Origin of the sequence: Caldalkalibacillus mannanilyticus JCM 10596, assembly GCF_000615945.1 — a bacterium.
GTDB classification, from domain to species: domain Bacteria; phylum Bacillota; class Bacilli; order Caldalkalibacillales; family JCM-10596; genus Bacillus_AT; species Bacillus_AT mannanilyticus.
The window spans coordinates 1-24,792 of sequence record NZ_BAMO01000052.1; the positions used below are offsets into that span (position 1 = coordinate 1).

Genomic DNA, 24,792 nt, shown 5'->3' on the forward strand with positions numbered 1-24,792 from the left:
GATGGCTACCCAATGGAACGTTAGAGTATCTAGGTAGAATGGATCAGCAAGTGAAGATTAGGGGATATCGGATTGAGCCAGGAGAGATACAGAATCATTTAGTCCAACTAGAAGGAATAGAAGAGGCATTTGTCACCGTTCGCGAGGGGCAAGATGGGGACAAGGTACTATGTGCTTACTTTAGTGCAACAGAATCAAAGGATCTTACTGAACTGCGTGGACAATTAATGAAAGACTTACCACCTTATATGATCCCTTCCTATTTTGTTCAAGTAGAACGACTGCCATTAACTCCCAATGGGAAAGTCAACCGAACTGCGTTACCTGAGCCAAGTGGAGCGAATCAGTCAGGAACAAAATTCGTTGCTCCTCGTAATGAAGTGGAGGAAATGCTAGTAAAAATTTGGAGAGAGGTTCTTCAACTTGATAGAAAGACGAAGAGTGAAGAACCTAGAATCAGTGTCCTTGATCATTTTTTTGAGTTGGGTGGTCATTCGTTAAAAGCTATGGAATTGCTTAATAGAATCAAACAGAGCTTTCATGTCCATTTGCCTTTACCTGAAGTATTTAAGGACCCAACAATTCAAGGAATGGCAAAAAGAATTCAGCAAGGACAGAAAATAGATCACGCTCCCATTCCATCACTAGAAAAAAAGGAGTATTATCCTGTTTCGTTTTCCCAAAAAAGAATGTACTTACTGAGCCAATTTGATCAACAGCAGATCCATTACAATATGCCCGGTGTTCTTCTTCTTGAGGGGAAGGTAGATATTGAAAGATTAGAGAAAGCATTTAATCTGCTTATTGAGCGCCATGAAGGGTTACGTACAACATTTAAAATGATAGATCAAGAAGTAGTGCAGATTATAAACGAAAAGGTGGATTTTAAACTTCACGATCCGTCTAGGAATCTGGAAGTTTACCAAACTACAGTTCGAACACAGGAACCGACGATCGAAGAAATGATGAAGGATTTTGTTCAACCTTTGATTTACAACAAGCTCCCTTACTAAGAGCCCGTATCATTCAGCAGGGGGATGAAAAATGTTTTCTTCTCTTTGATATGCATCATATTATCTCAGATGGACTCTCCATAGAAATGATGATGAAGGAAATAGCAGCATTCTATAAGGGGGAAAGTCTGCCAGAACTTGCTATTCATTATAAAGATTTTGCTGCTTGGCAAGTAAATCAGTTTACATCGGATCCATTCCAGCAACAGGAGAAATATTGGTTGACGAGCTTGCAAGGAGAACTCCCTATATTAAACATGCCAACAGATTATCCTAGACCCGCAATTCAAAGTCATGAAGGGAGTAGTGTGACACTTCACTTCCCGTTTTCAGAGGTGGAGCGGCTAAATAGATTAGCACAAGAAACAGGATGTACCCTCTACATGATTTTACTTTCTGCGTACAATATCCTGCTGCATAAATACACAGGGCAGGAAGATATTATTGTTGGTTCACCCATTTCTGGAAGGCAACAAGTAGACATAGAATCTCTCATTGGTATGTTTGTTAACACTTTAGCACTGAGAAACTTTCCAGTTAGACAAAAAGGGTATAAGGAATTTTTACTAGAGGTAAGAAACAATGTTTTAATGGCATTTGATCATCAGGAATACCCATTCGATGAATTAGTTCAGCGTATAGATAAGGCAAGGGATGCAAGTCGTCATCCGATTTTTGATACGATGTTTGCATTGCAAAATACGGCTTTTCAATCCATTGATTTAGGTGATGGAAGGCTCAAACTCTATCCATATCATTCTGGGATAACGAAGTTTGATTTAACCTTAAACGGGGTCATTGTGGATGATGGTATTCGTTTCACTCTGGAGTATTCTACGAAACTATTCAGAGAAGATACGATGCACCGATTGTTAGCTCATTACCTGTATGTTTTAAAAGAAATCGGTAGCTCTCCTGAGAAAACAATAGCGGAAATCGAATTGACCTCGGAAGAAGAGAAACAACAATTGCTTGTTTCATTTAATCGGACGGAGAGAAGAGATGACATCGTTCGTCCGGTGCATCAATTAATAGAGGAACAAGCTCAACGAACTCCTGATCAGCTAGCTGTTGTCTTTGAAGATAAGACATTGACCTATCAGGAGCTAAACGCTCGAGCCAATCAAATTGCACGAGTTCTACAGAAAAAAGGACTTCATTCAAATGATATTGTTGGAATCATGGTGGATCATTCATTAGAAATGATAGTAGGTGTCTTAGGAATTCTAAAAGCTGGAGGGGCTTATCTTCCGATCGATCCCCATTATCCAACGGAGAGAATAAATCATATGTTAACGGACAGCAAGGTAAACCTCTTGCTTACTCAGCAACAAGTAGACGAGCGTGCTTCTGGAATTCATTCACATATTGAAAAACTAAATGTAGAAGGCTCTCTATTTATTCAAGAAGAAACATCAAATCTAGAAAAAGAACAAAGCCTTGATGACCTTGCCTATGTAATCTATACCTCTGGTTCAACTGGAAAACCAAAGGGAGTTATGATCGAGCATCAAGGATTGCATAATCTATGTAAGTGGCATGTACGTGCTTTTGACGTCACAGAGCAAGATCGAAGTACGAAGTTAGCCGGTTTTGGCTTTGATGCTTCTGTGTGGGAAATCTTCCCTTACTTACTAACAGGAGCTACGATCCATATTTTAGCCGAAAGAATAGATGTAAGAAGCTTACATCATTACTTTGAAAAGCATCATATTACAATCAGTTTCTTACCTACTCCGCTTTGTGAACAATTTTTAGCATTAGAAAACAAGTCTTTAAGAATTTTATTGACAGGAGGAGACCATCTTAAGACTTTTCGTCCGCAATCCTATCAATTGATCAATAATTATGGTCCAACAGAAAATACGGTAGTAGCTACAAGTGGAGTTATCTCGGGTCAAGGTCATTTGTTGCCTATCGGTAAACCTATCGATAATACAAGTATTTATATTCTAAATGCAGATCAACAATTGCAACCAATAGGAGTACCGGGAGAGCTATGCATTTCTGGAGCGGGATTGGCACGAGGCTATTTGCATCAGCCTGCATTAACCGCAGAAAAATTTGTCCAGAACCCCTTTGAAGAGGGGCAGCGCATGTATCGTACGGGGGACTTGGCTCGCTGGCTTGCTGATGGAAGTATTGAATATCTGGGAAGAATGGATGATCAAGTCAAAGTTAGAGGCTATCGTATTGAGCTAGGTGAAATCGAAGCGCAATTGCTTACATTCAGTGAGATCAATAAAGCATTGGTTGTCATGAAACAGGATCAAGCGGGAAGCAGCTTCTTATGTGCTTACTATACAGTAAAGGAACCAATACAGAGCAAAAGTATACGGGAGAAATTAGTAGAAGAATTGCCTGAATTTATGATTCCTAGTGCTTTTATAGAGTTAGAGGAATTTCCGCTTACACCAAATGGAAAAATAGATCGTCAAGACTTGCCTGAACCTCTGCTAGAGAGTCAGAGCGATACAGATTATGTCGCACCTCAAAATGATATACAAAGGAAGCTAGTTCAAATTTGGCAAGAAACGCTAGGATTAGTAAAAGAAAATGAAGAAAGAATGGAGGAAGATCTTGCGAGAATAGGAGTTTGTGATTCCTTTTTTACTCGCGGGGGCGACTCTCTAAAAGCGGCTGTACTCATTTCCAAAATTCAAAAAAAATTTCATGTTGATCTGCCGATAAAAGAGGTCTTTCAATATCCAACGATTGAACAGCTTGCCGGGCGCATTGAAAAGATGAAGTCGAAACGCTTTCAGCCGATTGTCAGAGCGGAGGAAAAAATCTCTTATTCGTTATCTTCTGCTCAAAAAAGACTCTATTTTCTAAGTTTACTCGAGGGCGGAGAGAGCAGCTATAACCTCCCAGGAGCATGATGATTCAAGGAAATCTCAATCATGAACTCTTTGAACAAGCCTTCAAAGAAATGCTTCGGCGTCATGAAATTCTACGCACATCCTTTGAAATGGAAAACGGGGAACCTGTACAAAAAGTGCATAAAGAAGTCGATTTTAAACTCGGTTATTTAGAAGCGGACGAAGAAGAACTAGAGAGAATCATGCAGGATTTTGTGAAGCCTTTCGAATTAACGGAAGCACCACTGTTAAGAGTTAGCATTGTGCAAACCGATCAAAATACATCACTTTTACTATTTGATATGCATCATATTATTTCGGATGGCACAAGCATGAGCATCTTGATTGATGAGGTGGCGAAGCTATACCAAGGGGAAGAGCTACCAGAATTAAGAGTGCAGTATAAAGACTACTCAGAGTGGCAAAATCAATGGATTAAAACAGAGCAAATCAAACCTCAGGAACAATACTGGCTCTCAACTTTAGGAGAAGAACTGCCCATCTTGAATCTACCAACGGATTATCCCAGACCTTCTACCCGAACGTTTGAGGGAGAGAGAATGGCGCTATTTTTGAATGAGCTTCAGGTAGAGAAGCTGCATCAATTAGCACAGGATTCAGGGGCTACACTCTATATGGTATTACTGGCTGGTTATAACATATTGCTTTCCAAGTATACAGGACAAGAAGATATCATCGTGGGCTCACCGATAGCGGGTAGACATCATGCTGATATAGAACAAGTGCTAGGCATGTTTGTCAACACATTAGCGATGCGTAACTATCCAAGCCATCAAAAAACGGTGTTGGAATTTATCCATGAAGTCAAAGAACATGCAGTAGAAGCTTTTGCAAATCAGCATTATCCATTTGAAAAATTAATTGATCAGCTAAAAGTGCAACGAGATGTAAGTCGTCATCCCATTTTTGACGTCATGTTTGTTTTACAGCAAAACCGTCCAGAAAACATAGATCTAGGAAGCCTTACTCTTACTCTCTATCCAATTAATGATAGAACCAGTAAGTTTGATCTAACCTTAACTGTAATAGAAACGGAAAAGGGACTGGAAGTAAGCTTGGAATACAGCACAGCCTTATTTAAGAAAGCAACAATGGAAAGAATGATGCAGCATTATATAACGGTCTTGGAACAAATGACAGGTAACGAACATACGCTGCTTTCCGAGATCACTCCCCTGACAATGGAGGAGCAACAACAATTATTACTACAAGTTCAATCAACGCAAGTGGGTTACCCTAGAGAGAAAACCATTCATGAGCTATTTGAGGAGCAAGTGAAGGTAACTCCTGATCACATAGCTGTGAGTTATGAGGGCCAGACGCTAACGTACCAGGTATTAAACAAGCAGGCAAACCAACTGGCAAGGCTATTAAGAAAAAAAGGAGTGAAGCCAGATTCTCTAGTCGGATTAATGGTGAATCGTTCACTAGACATGGTGGTTGCTATGTTAGCCATTCTTAAGGCAGGGGGAGCCTATGTACCTATTGATCCAGAATATCCAGAAAGTAGAATTACTTCTACGCTGATAGATAGTCATGCTGAGCTACTCATAACCAGTAGAGAGGCTTGTCCTGCCTCCGTTTCGGAGAGCTTGCATCTTGACATTATTTATTATGATCATTCTAGCGAAAGCCTAGCTCTGGAGGACGCAGAAAATCTTAGTCCTGTTAACACGGCACAGGATATGGCTTATGTCATTTATACCTCTGGTTCCACAGGTGTACCAAAAGGTGTGTCCATTGAACATCGTAATGTTGTTCGCTTATTGCATAATGACAAGATGCCTTTTGATTTCACAGAGCGCGATGTGTGGACCATGTTTCATTCGATGTGCTTTGACTTCTCGGTATGGGAAATGTATGGGGCACTGCTGTATGGAGGTAAGCTGCTTATCGTATCACGGGATACAGCAAAAAATACAGGTGAATTCTACAAATTAGTAAAAGCAGAAAAGGTAACGGTATTGAATCAAACGCCGACGGCTTTCTATCACTTTGCGAATGAAGACCTTCTCCAACCAAATACGGAACTTTCTCTGCGCTATGTCATCTTTGGAGGGGAAGCTTTACAACCTATTAAATTGAAAGCTTGGATGGACAATCACCCGACAGTTAAGCTCATCAATATGTATGGAATTACAGAAACAACGGTCCACGTAACGTATAAAGAAATCACCTCAGTTGAAGTAGAATCGAACGTCAGTAATATAGGGAAGCCGATCCCAACACTTAATGCCTACATTATGGATCAGAATCAGAAATTAGTTCCTATTGGAGTTGAGGGAGAATTATACGTTGGAGGGGAAGGAGTAGCAAGAGGATATTTGAACAGACCGGAGCTTACTACAGAAAAATTTATTCCGAATCCGTATCATTCTAACGAAATCCTGTATCGATCAGGAGATGTAGTCAAGATGTTGCCTGATGGAGAAATGATTTACTTAGGAAGAGTGGATCATCAGGTAAAAATACGAGGATACCGAATCGAATTAGGAGAGATTGAAAACAGATTACTCATGCATCCTGAGATCAGCGAGGCACTTGTCCTAGCGAATGAAGATCAGGAAGGGCATAAAGCCCTGTGTGCGTACCTTGTGGCAAGCCGAGAAGTAGAAGTTTCTGAGCTTAGAGCCTTTCTTATCCAAGATATGCCGAATTATATGGTTCCTTCTTATTTTGTCACCTTAGATAAAATGCCGATGACTAGCAATGGAAAAATTGATCGTAAGGCTTTACCCGAGCCCGCTAAGTTGATGATGAAAGGTCAAAGCTATCTGGCACCGCGCAATGAGGTTGAAGAAAGACTCAAGGATATTTGGGAGAAGGTATTAGGAATTGAGAATATTGGGATTGAGAATCCGTTTTTTGAATTAGGTGGAGATTCGATTAAAGCCATTCAGGTATCAGCTCGGCTATTCCAAGAAGGATATAAAGTTGAAATCAAAGATATTTTTCGCTACCCAACGATTGCTGAGCTTAGCCCACATGTGCGAATCGTAACACGGAAGATTGACCAAGGACCTGTGGAGGGTGAAGTTCCTCTTACACCTATCCAATCTTGGTTTTTCGAACAGAACTTTACAGATCAGCATCATTGGAATCAGTCCATTATGCTCTATCGTCAGGAAGGGTTTGATGCAGAGATTCTTCACCAAGTCTTGCAAAAAATCATGGAACATCATGATAGTCTACGAATGGTTTTTGAACCGCAGACTGATCAAATCATTGCTTTTAATAGAGGAGTGGCTAGCGCAGAAGAATATTCCCTTCACGTTTTTGATCTAAGGTCACAAGCGAGTACAGAGGAGGAAATCCGCAGGTATATCGAATGTGAAGCGAACCAATTGCAGAGCGCTATACAATTAGAAACGGGTCCTTTAGTACAAGTAGGTTTGTTTCAGACAGAAGAAGGAGATCATTTACTCATTGTGATTCATCATCTTGTAGTCGATGGGATATCTTGGCGTATTCTCACCGAAGACTTGGCAATGGGCTATGAGCAAGTCTTACAAGGACAATCTATTGTTTTCCCTCAAAAAACAGATTCCTATCTCTCTTGGTCTGAACAGCTTGTACAATATGCGCAAAGCGCTAAAGTAAAACAGGAAAGGGCATATTGGGAAGAACTAGAACAGTCAATAGGATCTAAGCTACCAAAGGATTTTCCTACGCAAGAGCCTTCTCTTTTAAAGGAAATAGAGCAAGTTACGGTACATCTAACGCTTGAGCAGACAGAGCTTCTCTTAAAAGAAGCGAACAAAGCATATAACACAGAGATTAATGATTTACTATTAACCTCACTAGGCTTAGCCATTCTAGAATGGTCTGGAATAGAAGAGTTTATGATAAACCTAGAAGGGCATGGCAGAGAAAAGATTGTCGAGGAGCTTGATATCAGCCGTACAGTAGGCTGGTTTACCTCCCAATATCCAGTTGTACTGCGGATGTATCAGGAAAGCCTCTCTGACCAAATCAAGCGGGTGAAAGAAGGGTTGCATCGTGTCCCTAATAAAGGAATTGGCTATAGTATTTTGAAGTATTTGAGTCTAGACAAGGATGATTTGCTAGATGAAAAGAATCAAGAGCAATCTAGTATATGGAGCGTTATTCCAGAGATTAGTTTTAATTATTTAGGTCAGTTTGACGCGGAGATGTCCAATCAGTTTATGAAAATGTCTTCTTATCCAAGGGGGAATATGATGAGTCTTGAAGGTCAAGCTCCTTATGTGCTCAATATTAATGGACTTGTAGTCAATAAGCAATTACAGATGACGATCGATTACAGCACAAAAGAATACCGTCAAGAAACTATTGAAAATCTTTCCACCCTTTTTCATAAACATGTAGCGGAGGTTATCACGCACTGTGTGAACAAGGAGCGTGTTGAACGAACTCCAAGTGATATGGGCTATAAAAATATGAGTTTAGAGAAGTTTCAGGCTTTAAGAGACCATATCAAATCTACAATAAAGTAGCCTTTCATCTGATGAAGTTTTTACTCCATCAGGCGATTAGAACGTGATCAAGTAGAAATGTAAAGAGGGAGGAGAATAACCATGTCACAAATGACAGAAATAGAAAATATGTATACTCTAACTCCAATGCAAAAAGGCATGTTGTTCCATAGTCTGGCGGAACCAGAATCATCTGTTTATTTTGAACAAACCTCCTTTGATATTGAAGGTCAATTCAATGTCAAAGTATTTGAACAGAGTCTTCATCACCTAGTAGAAAGACATGATGTACTGAGAACAATTTTTAGTATGTATATACCCGAACAGCCCTTACAGATTGTATTGGAGAAGCAGCATTTCCAGGTGCACTATGAAGATCTCAGCAGTATAAGTACCTCGAACCAAGAAAAATATGTAGAGATGTTTAGAGAGAAGGATCGTCATGCTGGATTTGACTTGACTCGTGGTCCTCTTATGAGAGTTTCTGTTTTGCAGAAAAGTGATGTAGCGTATCACTTAATCTGGAGTTTTCATCACATTTTAATGGATGGCTGGTGCATGTCTCTTGTCATCAAGGAAGTTTTTCAGATGTATCAACAATTACTGGAGCAGAAGAGACCTTCTCTTCCTCCAGTTACCCCCTATGTTCGTTATATTGACTGGTTAGAGAATCAAAATATGGAGGATGCCGCTGCTTATTGGAAGAGGTATCTTGAAGGGTATGACTTAAACCTGAATCTTCCTGGAAGAAGAAAAAAGCAGGCTGAGGGATATCAAAAAGAGCAGGTGGTATTGGAGATTACGAAGGAACAAACAGCGCAGCTAAATCACCTCATTCAACAGGCACAGGTAACCCAAAGTACGTTGCTACAGATGATCTGGGGCATCGTCCTCCAAAAATATAACTCATCCAACGATGTTGTATTTGGTGCTGTTGTATCTGGCAGACCTTCAGAGATTCCAGGAATTGAGGAAATGGTAGGACTCTTTATTAACACGATTCCTGTTCGAATCACATGTACAGAGAAGGAATCCTTTCTTACTTGTCTAGAGCGGAGTCAGCAGCTTTCCATAGAGTCAAAGCCATATGATTATTATCCGCTGTATGATATTCAAGTACAGTCAGAGAGAAAACAAGAATTAATTCATCATATTATGGTATTTGAAAACTATCCGGTGGAAGAACAGATGGAGAAATTCTTAGATCAAGACTATCTTTCCCTTCAGATTCGCAATATCCAAATTTATGAACAGACAAACTATGATTTTTTCTTGATGGTTGTTCCAGGAGAACGTATCAGCATTCATTTTGAATATAATGCTTTCGTCTATGAAAGACAGGAAATCGAGCGGATTAAGGGGCATGTTGCTCATGTCATTGATCAAGTGATTACACATCCGACCATTCCAATTGAAGAGATCTCTATCCTTTCAGAAGTAGAAAAGCAACAAGTGGTATTTGATTATAATGCTACAGAAGCAGAGTATCCTTCTGATAAAACTCTTCATGCTTTATTTGAGGAGCAGGTAGCACGTACCCCAGATAAGATTGCCATTGAATTTGAGGGGGAGAGATTAACGTATGAAAAGGTAAACAAAAAAGCAAATCAACTGGCATTCTATTTACGACAAAAGGGTGTGGCAGCAGATCAGCTGGTCGGTATTATGATAGAGCGTTCTCCGCAGATGATCATTAGTATTCTAGCTGTTTTAAAAGCAGGAGGTGCGTATCTTCCTCTTGATCCTCAATACCCTGAAGGACGTATTCAATACATGCTAGAGGATAGCCAGACAAAATGGTTGCTTATTAGCGAACAGAATCGCCATTCTGCTCTCTTTTCAGGTGAAGTGATCAATATGAACAATCCTGATTTATTTCATCCAGAGAATACTTCAAACCTTGAGTCTATTACAGAACCACATCACCTAGCCTATGTCATCTATACATCAGGAACAACAGGGAAACCTAAGGGTGTCATGATTGAGCATCGTAATATGGTCAACCTGCTTCACTATCAAGCAACCAAGACAACTATTCCACATCCAGCTAAAATCCTGCAATTTACAACGATCAGCTTTGACGTATCCTATCAGGAGATCTTTTCAGCACTGTTATATGGCAGTGAACTACATTTGATTCATGAGGAAACGAGACAGATACCTGAGAAGCTCTTTAAGCGAATTGAAGAATCTCAGATTAATGTATTGTATTTACCCGTTTCATTTTTAAAATTTATTTTTCATCTGCCAGCCTATGTGGAGCTTTTTCCTAAATGCGTAAAGCACATTATTACGGCTGGAGAGCAGTTGATCGTTTCTCAGCGCTTGCGGGAGTATCTGGAGCGCAATCATGTGTACTTGCATAATCATTATGGTCCTTCTGAAACCCATGTAGCAACAACCTATACGATAAATCCGAAGCAGCATTCAGAGGAACTGCCTCCGATCGGACATCCTATTTCTAATACCAAAATTTTGATAGTAGATCGTAGTTTACAACCTGTTCCTATTGGGGTAGAGGGGGAGCTCTATATATCGGGTGAAGCAGTGGGGCGCGGCTACTACAACAAGCCGGACTGGACCGCAGAACGATTTAGTCACAATCCTTTCTGTCCGAATGAAAGAATGTATCGAACCGGAGATCTTGCCAAATGGTTACCAGATGGAACGATTCAATATGTGGGTCGCATGGATGATCAGGTGAAAATTCGAGGCTTTAGAATTGAAATAGGGGAAATTGAAAGTCAGATATTAAATCATCCTTCTATTCGTGAAGCCGTTGTCACCACAGATAAAGATACGGAAGGGAATCACTATCTTGTTTCATTTTTTACTGCGGATGAGGAACTAGTCATTGAGGAAGTGCGAAAGAATCTTTCTCGAAAGCTTCCTGAATACATGCTCCCTACCTTTATACTACAGCTTGGATCAATGCCTTTAACTCCTAATGGAAAGGTAGATCGAAGCAGATTGCCTTTACCTGACGAGCAGCCGACAGGAAGAAGAGAATATGTCGCTCCAACCAATGAAATGGAAGAACGCCTTGTCCAGATGTGGAAGGAGATTCTTGGTATTGAGGGAGAACGCAGCTTAGGAATTGAGGATCACTTTTTTGATTTGGGGGGACATTCATTAAAAGCAACTACGTTTGTTTCCAGAGTCCATCAGGAATTTCAAGTCGACTTAACGTTGAAGGAGCTTTTTCATTACCCAACCATTAGAGAAATCGCTCTTCGAATACAACGAGGGAGAACAAAAAAACATATTGAGATTCAACCTGCTCAACAAAAAGAGTACTATACCCTGTCCTCCGCTCAGAAAAGACTTTATATTTTACACAATCTACAAACGGACAAGCTAAGTTATAACATGCCTGGAGCCTTAGCTATTGAAGGAAGCATAGATAAAGAATGGCTGGAAGAAGTGTTCCAACAATTGATTGATCGACACGAAGCATTACGAACCTCATTCGGGATCATCGATGGAATCCCACACCAAAAAATACATCAAGAGGTTCATTTTCAGCTTGAAGTTATGAAGATAAATAGAGAAACAGTGGACGAAAAGCTTCGTTCTTTTATTCAACCATTCGATTTAGAACAAGCTCCTCTCCTTCGAGTTGGACTGATAGAAACAGGGGAGAACCAATACATACTTATTTTAGATATGCACCATATCATTTCTGACGGAGTAACAATGGATTTACTAACCCAAGAGTTTGCCCTGCTGTACAATCGGCAATCTCTTCCTGAGATACACATTCAATATAAAGACTTCTCAGAATGGCAACATGAGTTTTTTAAGTCGGAGTTGCTTATTGAACAAAAAAACTACTGGTTAAAACAATACCAGGGAGAGCTTCCAACTCTGAATCTACCAACGGATTATGCTAGACCCTCCACTTTTAGCTTTAAGGGAGATCGAGTGAGTGTAGAGTTAGATATCAACGTGTTTCAAAAACTAGCTCGTCTGGCGGATAAAACAGAGTCAACGCTCTATATGATCCTGCTCTCAGCCTACTATGTCTTATTATCCAAATATAGCGGTCAGGAGGATATCATTGTAGGTTCACCTATCGCAGGTCGCCCCCATGCCGATTTAGAAAAGGTTGTGGGGATGTTTGTCAACACACTAGCGCTAAGAAGTAATCCAATAGGAACGAAAAGATATATTGATTTTCTAGAAGAAGTAAAACAAATGACTTTATCTGCTTATGAGAATCAGTGGTATCCCTTTGAAGAATTAGTTGAGAGTCTGGAGTTAAATCGAGAACGATCTAGGAATCCGTTATTTGATACCATGTTTTCTTTGCAGCATCAAAATCAATCGACAATAAGCTTCAATGATCTACAGCTTGAACGTTTTTCTTTAGATCATCATTTTAGTAAGTTTGATCTCACTTTACATGTGACCGAAAGCGAAGACAGGCTTAGCTTTTCTTTGGAGTATAGTACATCACTTTTCAAAAAAGAAACGATGGAACGGTTTTTGAACGGCTATCAGTATGTGCTAGAGCAAATCATGGCTGATCCAGAGAAAAGACTAGCCGAATACCGATTGGTGACAGAGAAAGAAGAAAAACAAATTCTCATAGATTTTAATCAGACCAAAGTGAGTCATCCTATAGAAACCACTCTTCATCAATTGTTTGCTAGACAAGCGGCTACATATGCTCAGCATATTGCGGTTGAGTCTGAGAATCAGCAGCTTACCTATGAAGAGCTGGATCACAAAGCGACTCAACTGGCACGTGTGCTGAGGCACAAGGGAGTGCAGTCAGGTCATATTGTGGGGATTATGGTGGAGCGTTCACTGGAAATGATGATCGGGATTATGGGTATTCTCAAGGCTGGTGGTGCTTATTTACCGCTAGATCCTTCCTATCCTAAAGAGCGAATCAACTATATGGTAGAGGATAGTGGTGTACAGCTCTTGCTTGTCCAAGCTGAACACGCGGAAATAGGAGATCACCAGATTGAACAACTATGCGTAGACCAATTCTTAGAGCCAACGGCGATCCTTGAACAGCTGCTTGCGAAAGAGCTCGGTGAGCTGAGTCCTCTTCCTCAAGGAGAGGTGGCATTTGAAGCGCCAAGTCATCCTAGTGATGTAGCGTATGTGATTTACACCTCAGGCTCGACAGGGAAGCCTAAGGGAGTGATGATTGAGCATCGCTCTGTCCTGAACTTCCTCTATTGGAGCCAGAGAGAATACCCCTTAACGGCAGAAGACCGAATCCTGCAAAAGACTCCTTTTACCTTCGATGCCTCGATCTGGGAGTTGTTTTGGTGGATGCTTTCAGGAGCAAGGGTGTGTTTACTAGAACCGGGAGGAGAGAAAGATCCTGCCGTGATCTTACAGACGATAGAGCAAAAGCAAATTACGATGATTCATTTTATTCCATCCATGCTTTCCCCCTTTGTGGAGTACGTGGAGCAACAAAACATGAGTCACAGAGCCAAGAGCCTAAAGCAAGTGTTTTCCGGTGGAGAAGCCCTTAGCCCTTATCATGCGGCACGATTTATCGAAGTGTTGAGTAAACCGAATGGGACTCGCTTATCGAATACCTATGGGCCAACCGAAGCAACCGTTAATGCGTCGCACTATCGTTGTCCAATAGATGAAGAGCTGGCTTCCGCCCAGCTGTCCATTGGAAAACCGATCGATAATTATCGCTTGTATATTGTCGATTCTATGAATCATTTACAGCCTATTGGTGTAATGGGAGAGTTATGTATCTCAGGAGTAGGGTTAGCCAGAGGGTATATCAACAACCCAGAGTTAACCGCAGAACGATTTGTAGATAATCCATACGAACCGGGAAGGAAAATGTATCGTACAGGAGATGTAGCGAGATGGCTTCCTGAGGGAGAAATTGAGTTTCTAGGAAGAACGGATGATCAAGTGAAAATCCGTGGGTATCGGATTGAGCTGGGTGAGATTGAGAATCAGCTCCTACACTACGAAGGGATAATGGAAGCGATTGTCTTAGCACAGGCAGATCAGGTTGGGGACAAATGGCTATGTGTGTATTTTACAGCAGCAAGAGAGGTAGAAATAGAAGAGTTGAAGCAGCATTTGGCACAAAACCTTCCTTCCTACATGATCCCATCATCCTTTGCTCAACTTGAGAAAATGCCTGTTACAACGACAGGAAAGGTTGACCGAACAGCCTTAGCCAAAATAACAGGAAAACGAGCACAAAACAGGACGTATATCGCTCCTTCCACTGAATTAGAAAAGAAATTGGTGAGCATTTGGCAAGAAGTGCTGACACCAGCAGCAGACATATTGATTGGTGTTGATGATGATTTCTTCGATCTGGGGGGACATTCCTTAAAAGCTACGAACCTTGTGGCTAAAATCTATCAAGAGTTTCAAGTGAGTGTCCCTTTAAAGGATATCTTTCAATGGGCAACCATTAGAGAACTAGCTCAGCGTATCCATGAAGCAGAGCCTGAACGATATAGATCTATTCTTCAAGCAGAGAAAAAAGAATACTATGCCGTATCATCTGCACAAAAAAGAGTCTTTGTCTTAAGTATGCTCGATGAGGGTAATGTAAGTTATAACATGCCTAGTGTACTTTCTATTACCGGAAGGCTAGAGCAAAATAAAGTACAAACTGCTTTTCAAGAGTTGATCAAACGTCATGATACTCTACGAACATCCTTCGAAATGATAGATGGGCAGCCTGTACAACGAATTTATCAAAATGTAGAATTTCAGCTTTCATTCATCTATGTTGATGAGGATCAGGTTGAGCAAAGGATAAGAGAAACGATTAAACCTTTTCACTTAGCTCAAGCACCTCTCTTTCGAGCTACTCTGCTTCAAACAGGGCAAGAAAAGCATTATCTTATCTTAGATATGCACCATATCATTTCTGATGGAACCTCGTTGAATATCCTGACGAAAGATTTTACAAGCCTATATTACGGCAATGAATTACCTGAACTAAACATACAGTACAAGGATTTCTCTGAGTGGCAGAACGAACGTTATCAATCAGAATATATGAAAAAACAGGAGTCTTTCTGGCTTTCGTCATTTGAAGGGGAAATCCCTGTTTTAGATATGCCTACCGACTTTCCTAGACCGTCTGTTCAACGTTTTGAGGGTGACCGTCTGTTCCTTACTCTAGATAAGCAGCAGTCTAGTGAGCTTTACAGCTTGGCACGAAGCACAAATACGACCTTATTTATGGTATTGCTATCTGCTTATTATGCGCTTCTCTCTAAATATACTGGACAGGAAGATATTGTTGTAGGTATCCCTATTGCTGGAAGACAGCATCCAGATCTGGATCGCGTGATTGGAATGTTTGTGAATACCTTAGCGTTACGTAACCAGCCTGATCACCAAAAAACATATCGTCAATTTCTGTTAGAAGTGAAAAGAAAGGTATTAGAAGCCTATGAGTATCAGGATTATCCTTTTGAAGAGCTGGTTGAACGCTTGGACTTAACAAGAAATATGAATCGCAATCCGTTATTTGATACGATGTTTGCCCTACAAAATACAAATAAGTCCGTATTAAGCTTTGAAGGACTTGAACTTAAACCTTATCCCTTATCGAATCAAACGACGAAATTCGATCTTACATTGAATGTCTATGAAGATGAGGAAGGGCTTCATTTCTTGTTGGAATATAGTACATCACTTTTCAAAAAAGAAACGATGGAACGGTTTTTGAACGGCTATGAGTATGTGCTAGAGCAAATCATGGCTGATCCAGAGAAAAGGCTAGACGAATACCGATTGGTGACAGAGAAAGAAGAAAAGCAGATTCTCGTAGATTTTAATCAGACCAAAGTGAATCATCCGATAGAAACCACTCTTCATCAATTGTTTGCTAGACAAGCCGCTACATATGCTCAGCATATTGCGGTTGAGTCTGAGAATCAGCAGCTTACCTATGAAGAGCTGGATCACAAAGCGACTCAACTGGCACGGGTGCTGAGGCACAAAGGAGTGCAGACAGGTCATATTGTGGGGATTATGGTGGAGCGTTCACTGGAAATGATGATTGGGATTATGGGTATTCTTAAGGCTGGTGGTGCTTATCTGCCGCTAGATCCTTCCTATCCTAAAGAGCGAATCACCTATATGGTAGAGGATAGTGGTGTACAGCTCTTACTTGTCCAAGCTGAACACGCAGAAATAGGGGATCACCAGATTGAACAACTATGTGTAGACCGATTCTTAGAGCCAACGGCGATCCTTGAACAGCTGCTTGCGGAAGAGCTTGGTGAGCTGAGTCCTCTGCTTCAAGGAGAGGAAACATTTGAAACGCCAAGTCATCCTAGTGATATAGCGTATGTGATTTACACCTCAGGCTCGACAGGGAAGCCTAAGGGAGTGATGATTGAGCATCGTTCTGTCCTGAACTTCCTCTATTGGAGTCAGAGAGAATACCCCTTAACGGCTGAAGATCGAATCCTGCAAAAGACTCCTTTTACCTTCGATGCCTCGATCTGGGAGTTGTTTTGGTGGATGCTTTCAGGAGCAAGGGTGTGTTTACTAGAACCGGGGGGAGAGAAAGATCCTGCCGTGATCTTACAGACGATAGAACAAAAGCAAATTACGATGATTCATTTTATTCCATCCATGCTTTACCCCTTTGTGGAGTATGTAGAGCAACAGAGTATGAGCCACAGAGCCAAGAGCCTAAAGCAAGTGTTTTCCGGTGGAGAAGCCCTAAGCCCTTATCATGCGGCTCGATTTATCGAAGTGTTGAGTAAACCGAATGGGACGCGCTTATCGAATACCTATGGGCCAACCGAAGCAACCGTCAATGCGTCGCACTATCGTTGTCCAATAGATGAAGAGCTGGCTTCCGCCCAGCTGTCCATTGGAAAACCGATCGATAATTATCGCTTGTACATTGTCGATCCTATGAATCATTTACAGCCTATTGGTGTAATGGGAGAGTTATGTATCTCAGGAGTAGGGTTAGCCAGAGGGTATATTAACAACCCAGAGTTAACCGCAGAACGATTTGTAGATAATCCATACGAACCGGGAAGGAAAATGTATCGTACGGGAGATGTAGCGAGGTGGCTTCCTGAGGGAGAAATTGAGTTTCTAGGAAGAACGGATGATCAAGTGAAAATCCGTGGTTATCGGATTGAGCTGGGTGAGATTGAGAATCAGCTACTACACTACGAAGAGATTACGGAAGCGATTGTCTTAGCTAGAGATGATCATGAAGGAAATAAAGCGCTATGCGCCTATTATACAGCTGTTTTAGACATATCAGCGACAGACCTAAGGGAATTCTTAGCTAGAAAATTACCTGGGCATATGGTTCCTTCCTACTTTGTACAGCTTAGACAAATCCCCCTAACAGCAACAGGAAAAGTAGACCGACTGGCACTTCCTCAACCGACTGCTTCGTTGCGAATTGAAACGGAGTATCTGGAACCTGATACAAAATTGGAAAAAGAGTTAGCTGAAATTTGGCAACAGGTTTTAGGTGTAGATACGCTTGGACTCAAGGATCACTTCTTTGAACTAGGAGGGGATTCCATTAAAGCGATACAGGTATCTTCTAGATTGTATCAAATGGGCTATAAATTAGAGATTAAAGACTTGTTTCGCTACCCAAGGATGATCGATCTAGTAGATCATATTGTCCCAATTACTCAACAGATTGATCAAGGAGCAGTAGAGGGAGAAGTTATGCTAACCCCTATACAACGCTGGTTCTTTGAACAAGCATTCACAGAACCATATCATTGGAATCAGGCGGTCATGCTATTTAGAGAGCAAGGTTTTTGTGCCGAAATCCTCCAAGAACTCTTTTCAAAAATAGTAGAACACCACGATGCTCTTCGTTTGATCTTCGAGGAGAAAGAGGGTAGGTATGTCGCATGGAATCGCTCTGTTGATGCTGAACGATTATTTACATTTGATATCTTTGAAGTTCCTCGTGATTATACAGAAGATGAAGTTCAATCGTATATTCAGACAAACACCAACGTGCTACAAAGCACCATGAATCTAACGGATGGACCTCTAGTTAAAATAGGATTGTTTCAGACAGATCAAGGAGATCATCTCTTAATCTCGATACACCACTTGGTAGTGGATGGCATCTCATGGCGAATTTTATTTGAAGATATTGCAACAGGGTATCAGCAAGCCTCAAGAGGTGAAGCCATTGCCCTGCCACCAAAAACAGATTCATTCAAAACATGGTCTTCTCAGTTAGACCAATATGCCAATCTGCCGCAAGCTTTAGAGGAATACTCCTATTGGAAGAACATTGTCGAAAAAGGAATCCAACCTTTACCGCAGGATTATACAGCTGAGAGAAGCTCACGGAATGAGGATATAGAACAAATAACCATTCGATTAAGTACGGAAGAAACAGACAGCTTATTGAAGGAAGCGAACAAAGCGTACAATACGGAGATTAATGATTTATTACTAACAGCCCTTGGCTTAGCAATAGCTGAATGGTCTGGAATGGAGCAGGTCATCGTGAATCTTGAAGGGCACGGCAGAGAAGAGCTGCTGGAGAATATTGACGTCACTAGAACAGTGGGCTGGTTTACATCACAATATCCGATTATGCTTGATGTTCGAAAAGAGGATTTAGCTACGAAAATGAAGAGAATAAAAGAGGAGCTACATCGAGTGCCTGCTAAAGGGATTGGTTACGGTATTTTGAGGTATCTAACAAATCTAGAGTCCAGAAAAAGTCTAGAACCAAACGGTATCTTTGCTTTGGATCAGCAGCCACAGATTAGTTTTAATTATTTGGGTCAATTTGATGAAGATCTGCCAAGTGAGCTTTTTCAAATCTCTCCGTTCTCTCAAGGGAATTCTATAAGTCCGCATAATCAGTTTCTTTATCTTTTAAATATCAATGGTTTAGTTGGTAATAAACAGCTTCAAATCACCTTTGATTACAGCCGCTTGAACTATTGTAAAGAAACGATTGAAGGTTTGGGGCAACTATATAAACAACATCTGCTTGCTATTATTAAGCACTGCACAGCCAAAGAAGATACAGACTTCACTCCGAGCGATTTCTTGTTTGATGATCTTAGCATGGAAGACTTACTAAAGCTTGAAGAAGAGCACAACGAGTAAATGTCAGTGGACTGTACGACAGGAAACACAGAAGAAAGAGGAGGAGTGTTGAGTGAATAAAACAAAAAAAGTTCAGAATGTCTATAAGCTAACGCCAATGCAGCAGGGTATGTTGTTTCACAGCTTGGCTAATCCGTATTCTTCAGCCTATTTTGAACAAACTTCCGTTGATATCGAGGGTGTTTTTCATATAGATTTGTTCGAGCAAAGCATCAATCAATTAATCGAAAGACACGATATCTTAAGAACCGTTTTTAGTACGTCTATCCGAGAACAAATTTTACAAATTGTCTGGCAGCACCAACCGCTGCCAGTACAGGTGGAAGATCTTCAGACGATGTCCAAGGAAGAGCAAAAGACCTATATTGATACATTTAAGAAAGAGGACAGATTAAAGGGATTCAACTTATCCCGTGGTCCTCTTATGAGAATTGCGGTCCTACAAAAAGGAGAAACCTCCTTTCATTTGGTATGGAGCTTTCATCATATTTTGATGGACGGCTGGTGTGTTCCTCTTATCTACAAAGAGGCATTTTATATCTATCAGCAATTAGTAGAGAATAATACAATCCTTCTTCCAGAGGCACCTCCCTACAAACGGTATATTGAGTGGTTAGAGAAGCAAGATCAGCAACAAGCAGATGATTACTGGAATGCTTATCTTGCTGGTTATGAGCAACAAGTAAGTTTGATTAAGAGCGAACAAAAAATGACAGAAGGGTATCGATCGTCAAAAGAAGGTTTTGAGCTAGGTGCTGAACGCACCGCTCGTCTACATGCGTTATCCAAAAGATATCAAGTCACATTAAATACCTTATTACAGACAATCTGGGGAGTTGTTTTACAGCGGTATAACAATTGTAACGATATTGTGTTCGGCGGGGTCGTATCAGGACGCCCCGCTGAAATTCGCGGAGTAGAGGAAATGCTCGGCTTGTTTATCAATACCATTCCCATTAGGATCATGAGTAAGGATAACGAATCTTTTGAGCAATGTGTTCAGAGAGTACAGAGGGATTCCTTAGAGTCAGCCCAATACGATTTTTATCCTTTATATGAGATACAAGCACGTACAGCACTAAAACAAGAGTTAGTGAATCATATAATGGTCTTTGAGAATTATCCTGTAGATCAACAAATCAAAGAGATGAGTAACAATGCTCAATCCCCTTATTCTTTTCATAATGTAGAAGTATTTGAGCAAACATCGTATGATTTGAATCTGATTATCGCACCTGGAAACAGCTTGCAGATCGCTTTTCATTACAATGAACTAGTTTATGATCAACAAACAATCGAACAGATCATGGGGCACCTCACTTCTGTGATGGATCAAATCATTTCTCAGCCTGACCTTAGAATCCAAGAACTGAAGCTGCTAACGCAACCAGAGATAGAGCAAATCCTTTATGATTTTAACAAAACAGAAGAAGCGTACCCAAGAGAGAAGAGCATAGCGGAACTATTCGAAGAGCAAGTAAGAGTAACCCCTCATCAAGAAGCAGTGATCTTCGGAGAAAAAGCGTTAAGCTATGAGGAGCTGAATAGACGAGCCAACCAATTGGCGCGTAAACTGTGCCGAAACGGAGTTCAGCCCGATACGATCGTAGGAATCCTGATGGATCGTTCCCTAGAGATGATCATTGGGATCATGGGTGTCCTAAAAGCAGGAGGAGCCTATCTTCCTCTTGATCCAAGCTACCCCACGGAGCGAATTCAGTACATGCTCCAAGACAGTGGGGTCGATATTGTATTAAGTCAACACAGAATAACTCACCTGATCGATTCCCTTGAATTTCAAGGAGAGGTGCTCCTGCTTGATCAGTTTGAGTATGAAGGGGAAGAAGAGAGTAACCTTGAACCACAGGCAGGCGCTGAAGATTTGGCTTACTTGATCTACACCTCAGGATCTACAGGACAACCAAAAGGAGTGATGATTGAACACCGAGGAGTCGTCAATCTGCTACAAACGCAGAAAAAAGCCTTTGATCTAGGTCCAGAGAGTCGAGTACTCCAGTTTGCTTCCTTCAGTTTTGACGCGTCCGTCTGGGAGATCTTTATGAGTCTATTAACAGGAGCTAGCTTATATCTGGAAGAGCAAGACCGACTGCTTCCCGGTCCATCGTTCATCCGCTTAGTAAGAGAGAAACGGATTACAACATTGACGCTTCCACCAGCAGCCCTTGCCCTTTTACCTGAGGAGGAGCTTCCGGATCTACAAACTCTCATAGTAGCAGGAGAAGCCTGCTCCGGTGATCTTGCCCGAAGATGGGCGAGAGGAAGGCGCTTCTTTAACGCCTATGGACCAACCGAAGGAACCGTGTGTGCCAGTATGGCTCTTTGTACGGAAGAACTTGTGGGCAATCCATCTATCGGTCGCCCGATTCTGAATAAACAAATCCTGATAGTAAGTGAGAATGGTCATTTGCAGCCTATTGGAGTAGCAGGAGAGCTATGCATCGCTGGAGAGGGATTAGCGAGGGGGTATTTAAATAAACCAGACATCACGAAGGAAAGGTTTGTCACTCACCCTTATGATCCGCAGAAGCAGATGTATCGAACAGGGATATAGCCCGTTGGCTCCCTGATGGAAGCATTGAATACTTAGGGCGAATGGATCATCAGGTGAAAATCAGGGGGTACCGGATTGAATTGGGTGAAATTGAAAGCAAGCTATTGAAAAACGAAGCGATTCAAGAAGCCATTGTGGTCGCTACTGCGGATGAAGAAGGGCAAAAATCCTTATGCGCCTATTTCACCTCGACACGTGAAGAAGATATCCCAATGCTAAAACAGGACTTAACTGCTTATTTGCCTGATTATATGATTCCGTCTTATTTTGTACAGGTAGAGCAAATGCCTTTAACTCCAAACGGGAAAATAGATAGAAAAGCTTTACCGAAGCCGATCGACCATATACATTCTAGTCATGTGTATGAAGAGCCAAGAAATGAAACAGAGGCTAAGCTCTTACATATTTGGAAGCAAACTCTTGGTATAGCAGAAGAGAAGTCGATTGGGATTCATGATAACTTCTTTGACCTAGGAGGACATTCCCTAAAAGCAACAACATTAGTTTCTAAAATTCAGCGCGATTTTGAAGTATCCATCATGATCAAAGACATATTTACCTATCCAACAGTACAAAAAATGGCGGAGCGTATCCAACATTCTGAAGTGATGCTTTATTCTTCGATTCAAAAGGTAGACAAACAGCCATACTATCCTGTTTCCTCCGCCCAAAAAAGAATCTATGCTCTTAGTAATTTAGAAGGTGGAGATCGAAACTATAATATGCCTGGAGCTATTCTTATTGAAGGAAATCTGGATAAGTCTAGATTACACGATGTGCTACAGAAGCTGGTCGGTCGACATGAGAGCTTGCGCACCTCTTTTGAGATAAAGGATGGGGAACCTGTACAGTTCATTCATTCTTCAATAGAATGTGAAATTGAATATCTGGAGTACCCTATGACCGTTCAGGCGAAAATGGATGAAGCGCAAGCACAGCAAATGCAAGCTTTGTTTGATCGATTTGTGAAGGCCTTTGTTTTAGAGCAAGCCCCTCTTTTTAGAGTATGTCTTGTAAAAGTCAATCACAATCAGCATATTCTTCTATTCGACATGCATCACATTATTTCAGATGGTGCGACTATGGGCATTTTAATCAAAGAGTTTTCCGCATTATATAAAGGAGCAGAGCTTCCCGAGCTATCCCTTCAATATAAGGATTATGCAGTATGGCAAAGCACTCTATTCCGCTCTGATCAAATAAAGAAGCAAGAAGAGTACTGGCTGAAACAATTAGGAGAAGATCTCCCTGTTCTAAATATGCCTACGGATTATCCAAGACCTTCGATTCAAAGCTTCGAAGGCAAAAGCTTATTTTTCACTCTCGAAAAAACAGTGACCGACAAGTTAAAGTTTATGGGGAGAGAAACAGGAACATCCCTATATATGATTTTATTGTCCGCTTATACGATCTTACTTTCAAAATATACAAACCAAGAAGATATTGTAGTGGGTTCACCAATTGCTGGAAGAGCGCATGCGGATTTAGAGCCACTTATCGGAATGTTTGTCAATACACTAGCGATGAGAAATCAACCACAAGCAGGCAAGACCTTTAGACAGTATCTATTGGAAGTAAAGGAGAATGCCTTACAAGCATTTGAAAATCAAACGTACCCTTTTGAACAAATCGTTGAAAAGTTAGGTGTAACTAGGGATTTAAGCCGCAACCCAATTTTTGATACTGTGTTTGTGCTCCAGAGTCAAGATGTAGCAAAAGTGGATGTGGATGAGCTTAGACTTGAACCTATCATACTAGATCATAAAACGAGTAAATTTGATATTACGCTGAATGCTGCCGAAGGAGATAAGGGTCTTATATTTAATCTAGAGTATTCTACGAAACTATTTAAAGAAGAAACCATGCTACGGTTCTTCCAGCATTATCGCAATGTGCTGCAACAAATCCTAGAATTTCCTGATCATAAGCTATCGGACATGGAAATCCTTTCAGAATTAGAAAGAGAAGAACTGCTTTATAGGTTTAATGCTACCGAACGGGACTATCCTTCTGAATTAAGTCTTGCCGAACGATTTGAAGCACAGGTGACCCTTACTCCCGATCATGTAGCCCTCGTTTTTGGTGAACAGAAGCTGAGTTATCAAGAACTAAATGAAAAAGCAAGTCAAGTGGCTAGAAAGTTACGTCAACACGATGTTCAGCCTAACAGTGTAGTGGGAATTATGGCAGAGCGTTCTCCTGAAATGATCATAGGTATCTTGGGAATTGTGAAAGCTGGTGGTGCGTATCTTCCCCTTGACCCTCATTATCCTGTTGAGAGAATTCAGTACATGGTAGCTGATGCTGGAGTGAATCTTCTCCTTACACAAGAGCAGATAAAAGAGCAGATCATGTTTCAGGGCGAGGAAATCACTCTATCCAAAATCCTTAGTGCTGAAGGAGAGTTGAAGGAGCAAGCAGGGAAAGCAGAACAATCTACTGAGCATGTAGAAACTAGTTATTCATCAGCAGAAGATGTAGCGTATATTATCTACACCTCAGGTTCTACAGGGAAACCTAAGGGAGTCATGGCGACACAGCGTGGGGTCATGCGCTTGGTTTGCAATCCTGATTATGTGGAGCTGAAGGCAGGAGATTCACTTCTTCAAACAGGAGCTTTGGTCTTTGATGCGTCTACCTTTGAAATCTGGGGAGCCCTATTGAACGGATTAACCTTGGTTTTAGTAGAAGACGAAGTAATCTTAGATGCTGGATTACTAGAAGAAGCCTTAAATAGACATCAAATTACTACGATGTGGTTAACCTCT

At 41.1% G+C, this 24,792-nt stretch carries 6 protein-coding genes; all 6 read left to right on the forward strand.

Features of this window, described 5'->3' with window-relative positions:
* The coding region (locus JCM10596_RS30950) for a condensation domain-containing protein (RefSeq protein ID WP_034681977.1) at nucleotides 1-1,013 on the forward strand (1,013 nt) is incomplete at its 5' end.
* Nucleotides 1,014-1,024: 11 nt separating this feature from the next.
* Nucleotides 1,025-3,895, forward strand: a complete 2,871-nt coding sequence (locus JCM10596_RS30955; protein ID WP_267879724.1) for a non-ribosomal peptide synthetase — start codon at nucleotides 1,025-1,027, stop codon at nucleotides 3,893-3,895.
* Nucleotides 3,892-8,370, forward strand: a complete 4,479-nt coding sequence (locus JCM10596_RS28330) for a non-ribosomal peptide synthetase (RefSeq protein ID WP_025028794.1) — start codon at nucleotides 3,892-3,894, stop codon at nucleotides 8,368-8,370. Before JCM10596_RS30955 ends, JCM10596_RS28330 begins: the two co-directional genes overlap by 4 nt.
* 81 nt (nucleotides 8,371-8,451) lie before the next feature.
* Nucleotides 8,452-19,452, forward strand: a complete 11,001-nt coding sequence (locus JCM10596_RS21025) for a non-ribosomal peptide synthetase (RefSeq protein WP_051541403.1) — start codon at nucleotides 8,452-8,454, stop codon at nucleotides 19,450-19,452.
* Between the two features lie 52 nt (nucleotides 19,453-19,504).
* Nucleotides 19,505-22,024, forward strand: a complete 2,520-nt coding sequence (locus tag JCM10596_RS28335) for a non-ribosomal peptide synthetase (protein WP_025028796.1) — start codon at nucleotides 19,505-19,507, stop codon at nucleotides 22,022-22,024.
* An 80-nt stretch (nucleotides 22,025-22,104) separates the two neighbouring features.
* The coding region (locus JCM10596_RS21035) for a condensation domain-containing protein (RefSeq protein WP_025028797.1) at nucleotides 22,105-24,792 on the forward strand (2,688 nt) is incomplete at its 3' end.

Coding starts and splice junctions, on each gene's coding strand:
- JCM10596_RS28330 (WP_025028794.1), top strand. CDS start 3,892: ATGATGATTCAAGGAAATCTCAATCATGAACTCTTTGAACAAGCCTTC.
- JCM10596_RS21025 (WP_051541403.1), top strand. CDS start 8,452: ATGTCACAAATGACAGAAATAGAAAATATGTATACTCTAACTCCAATG.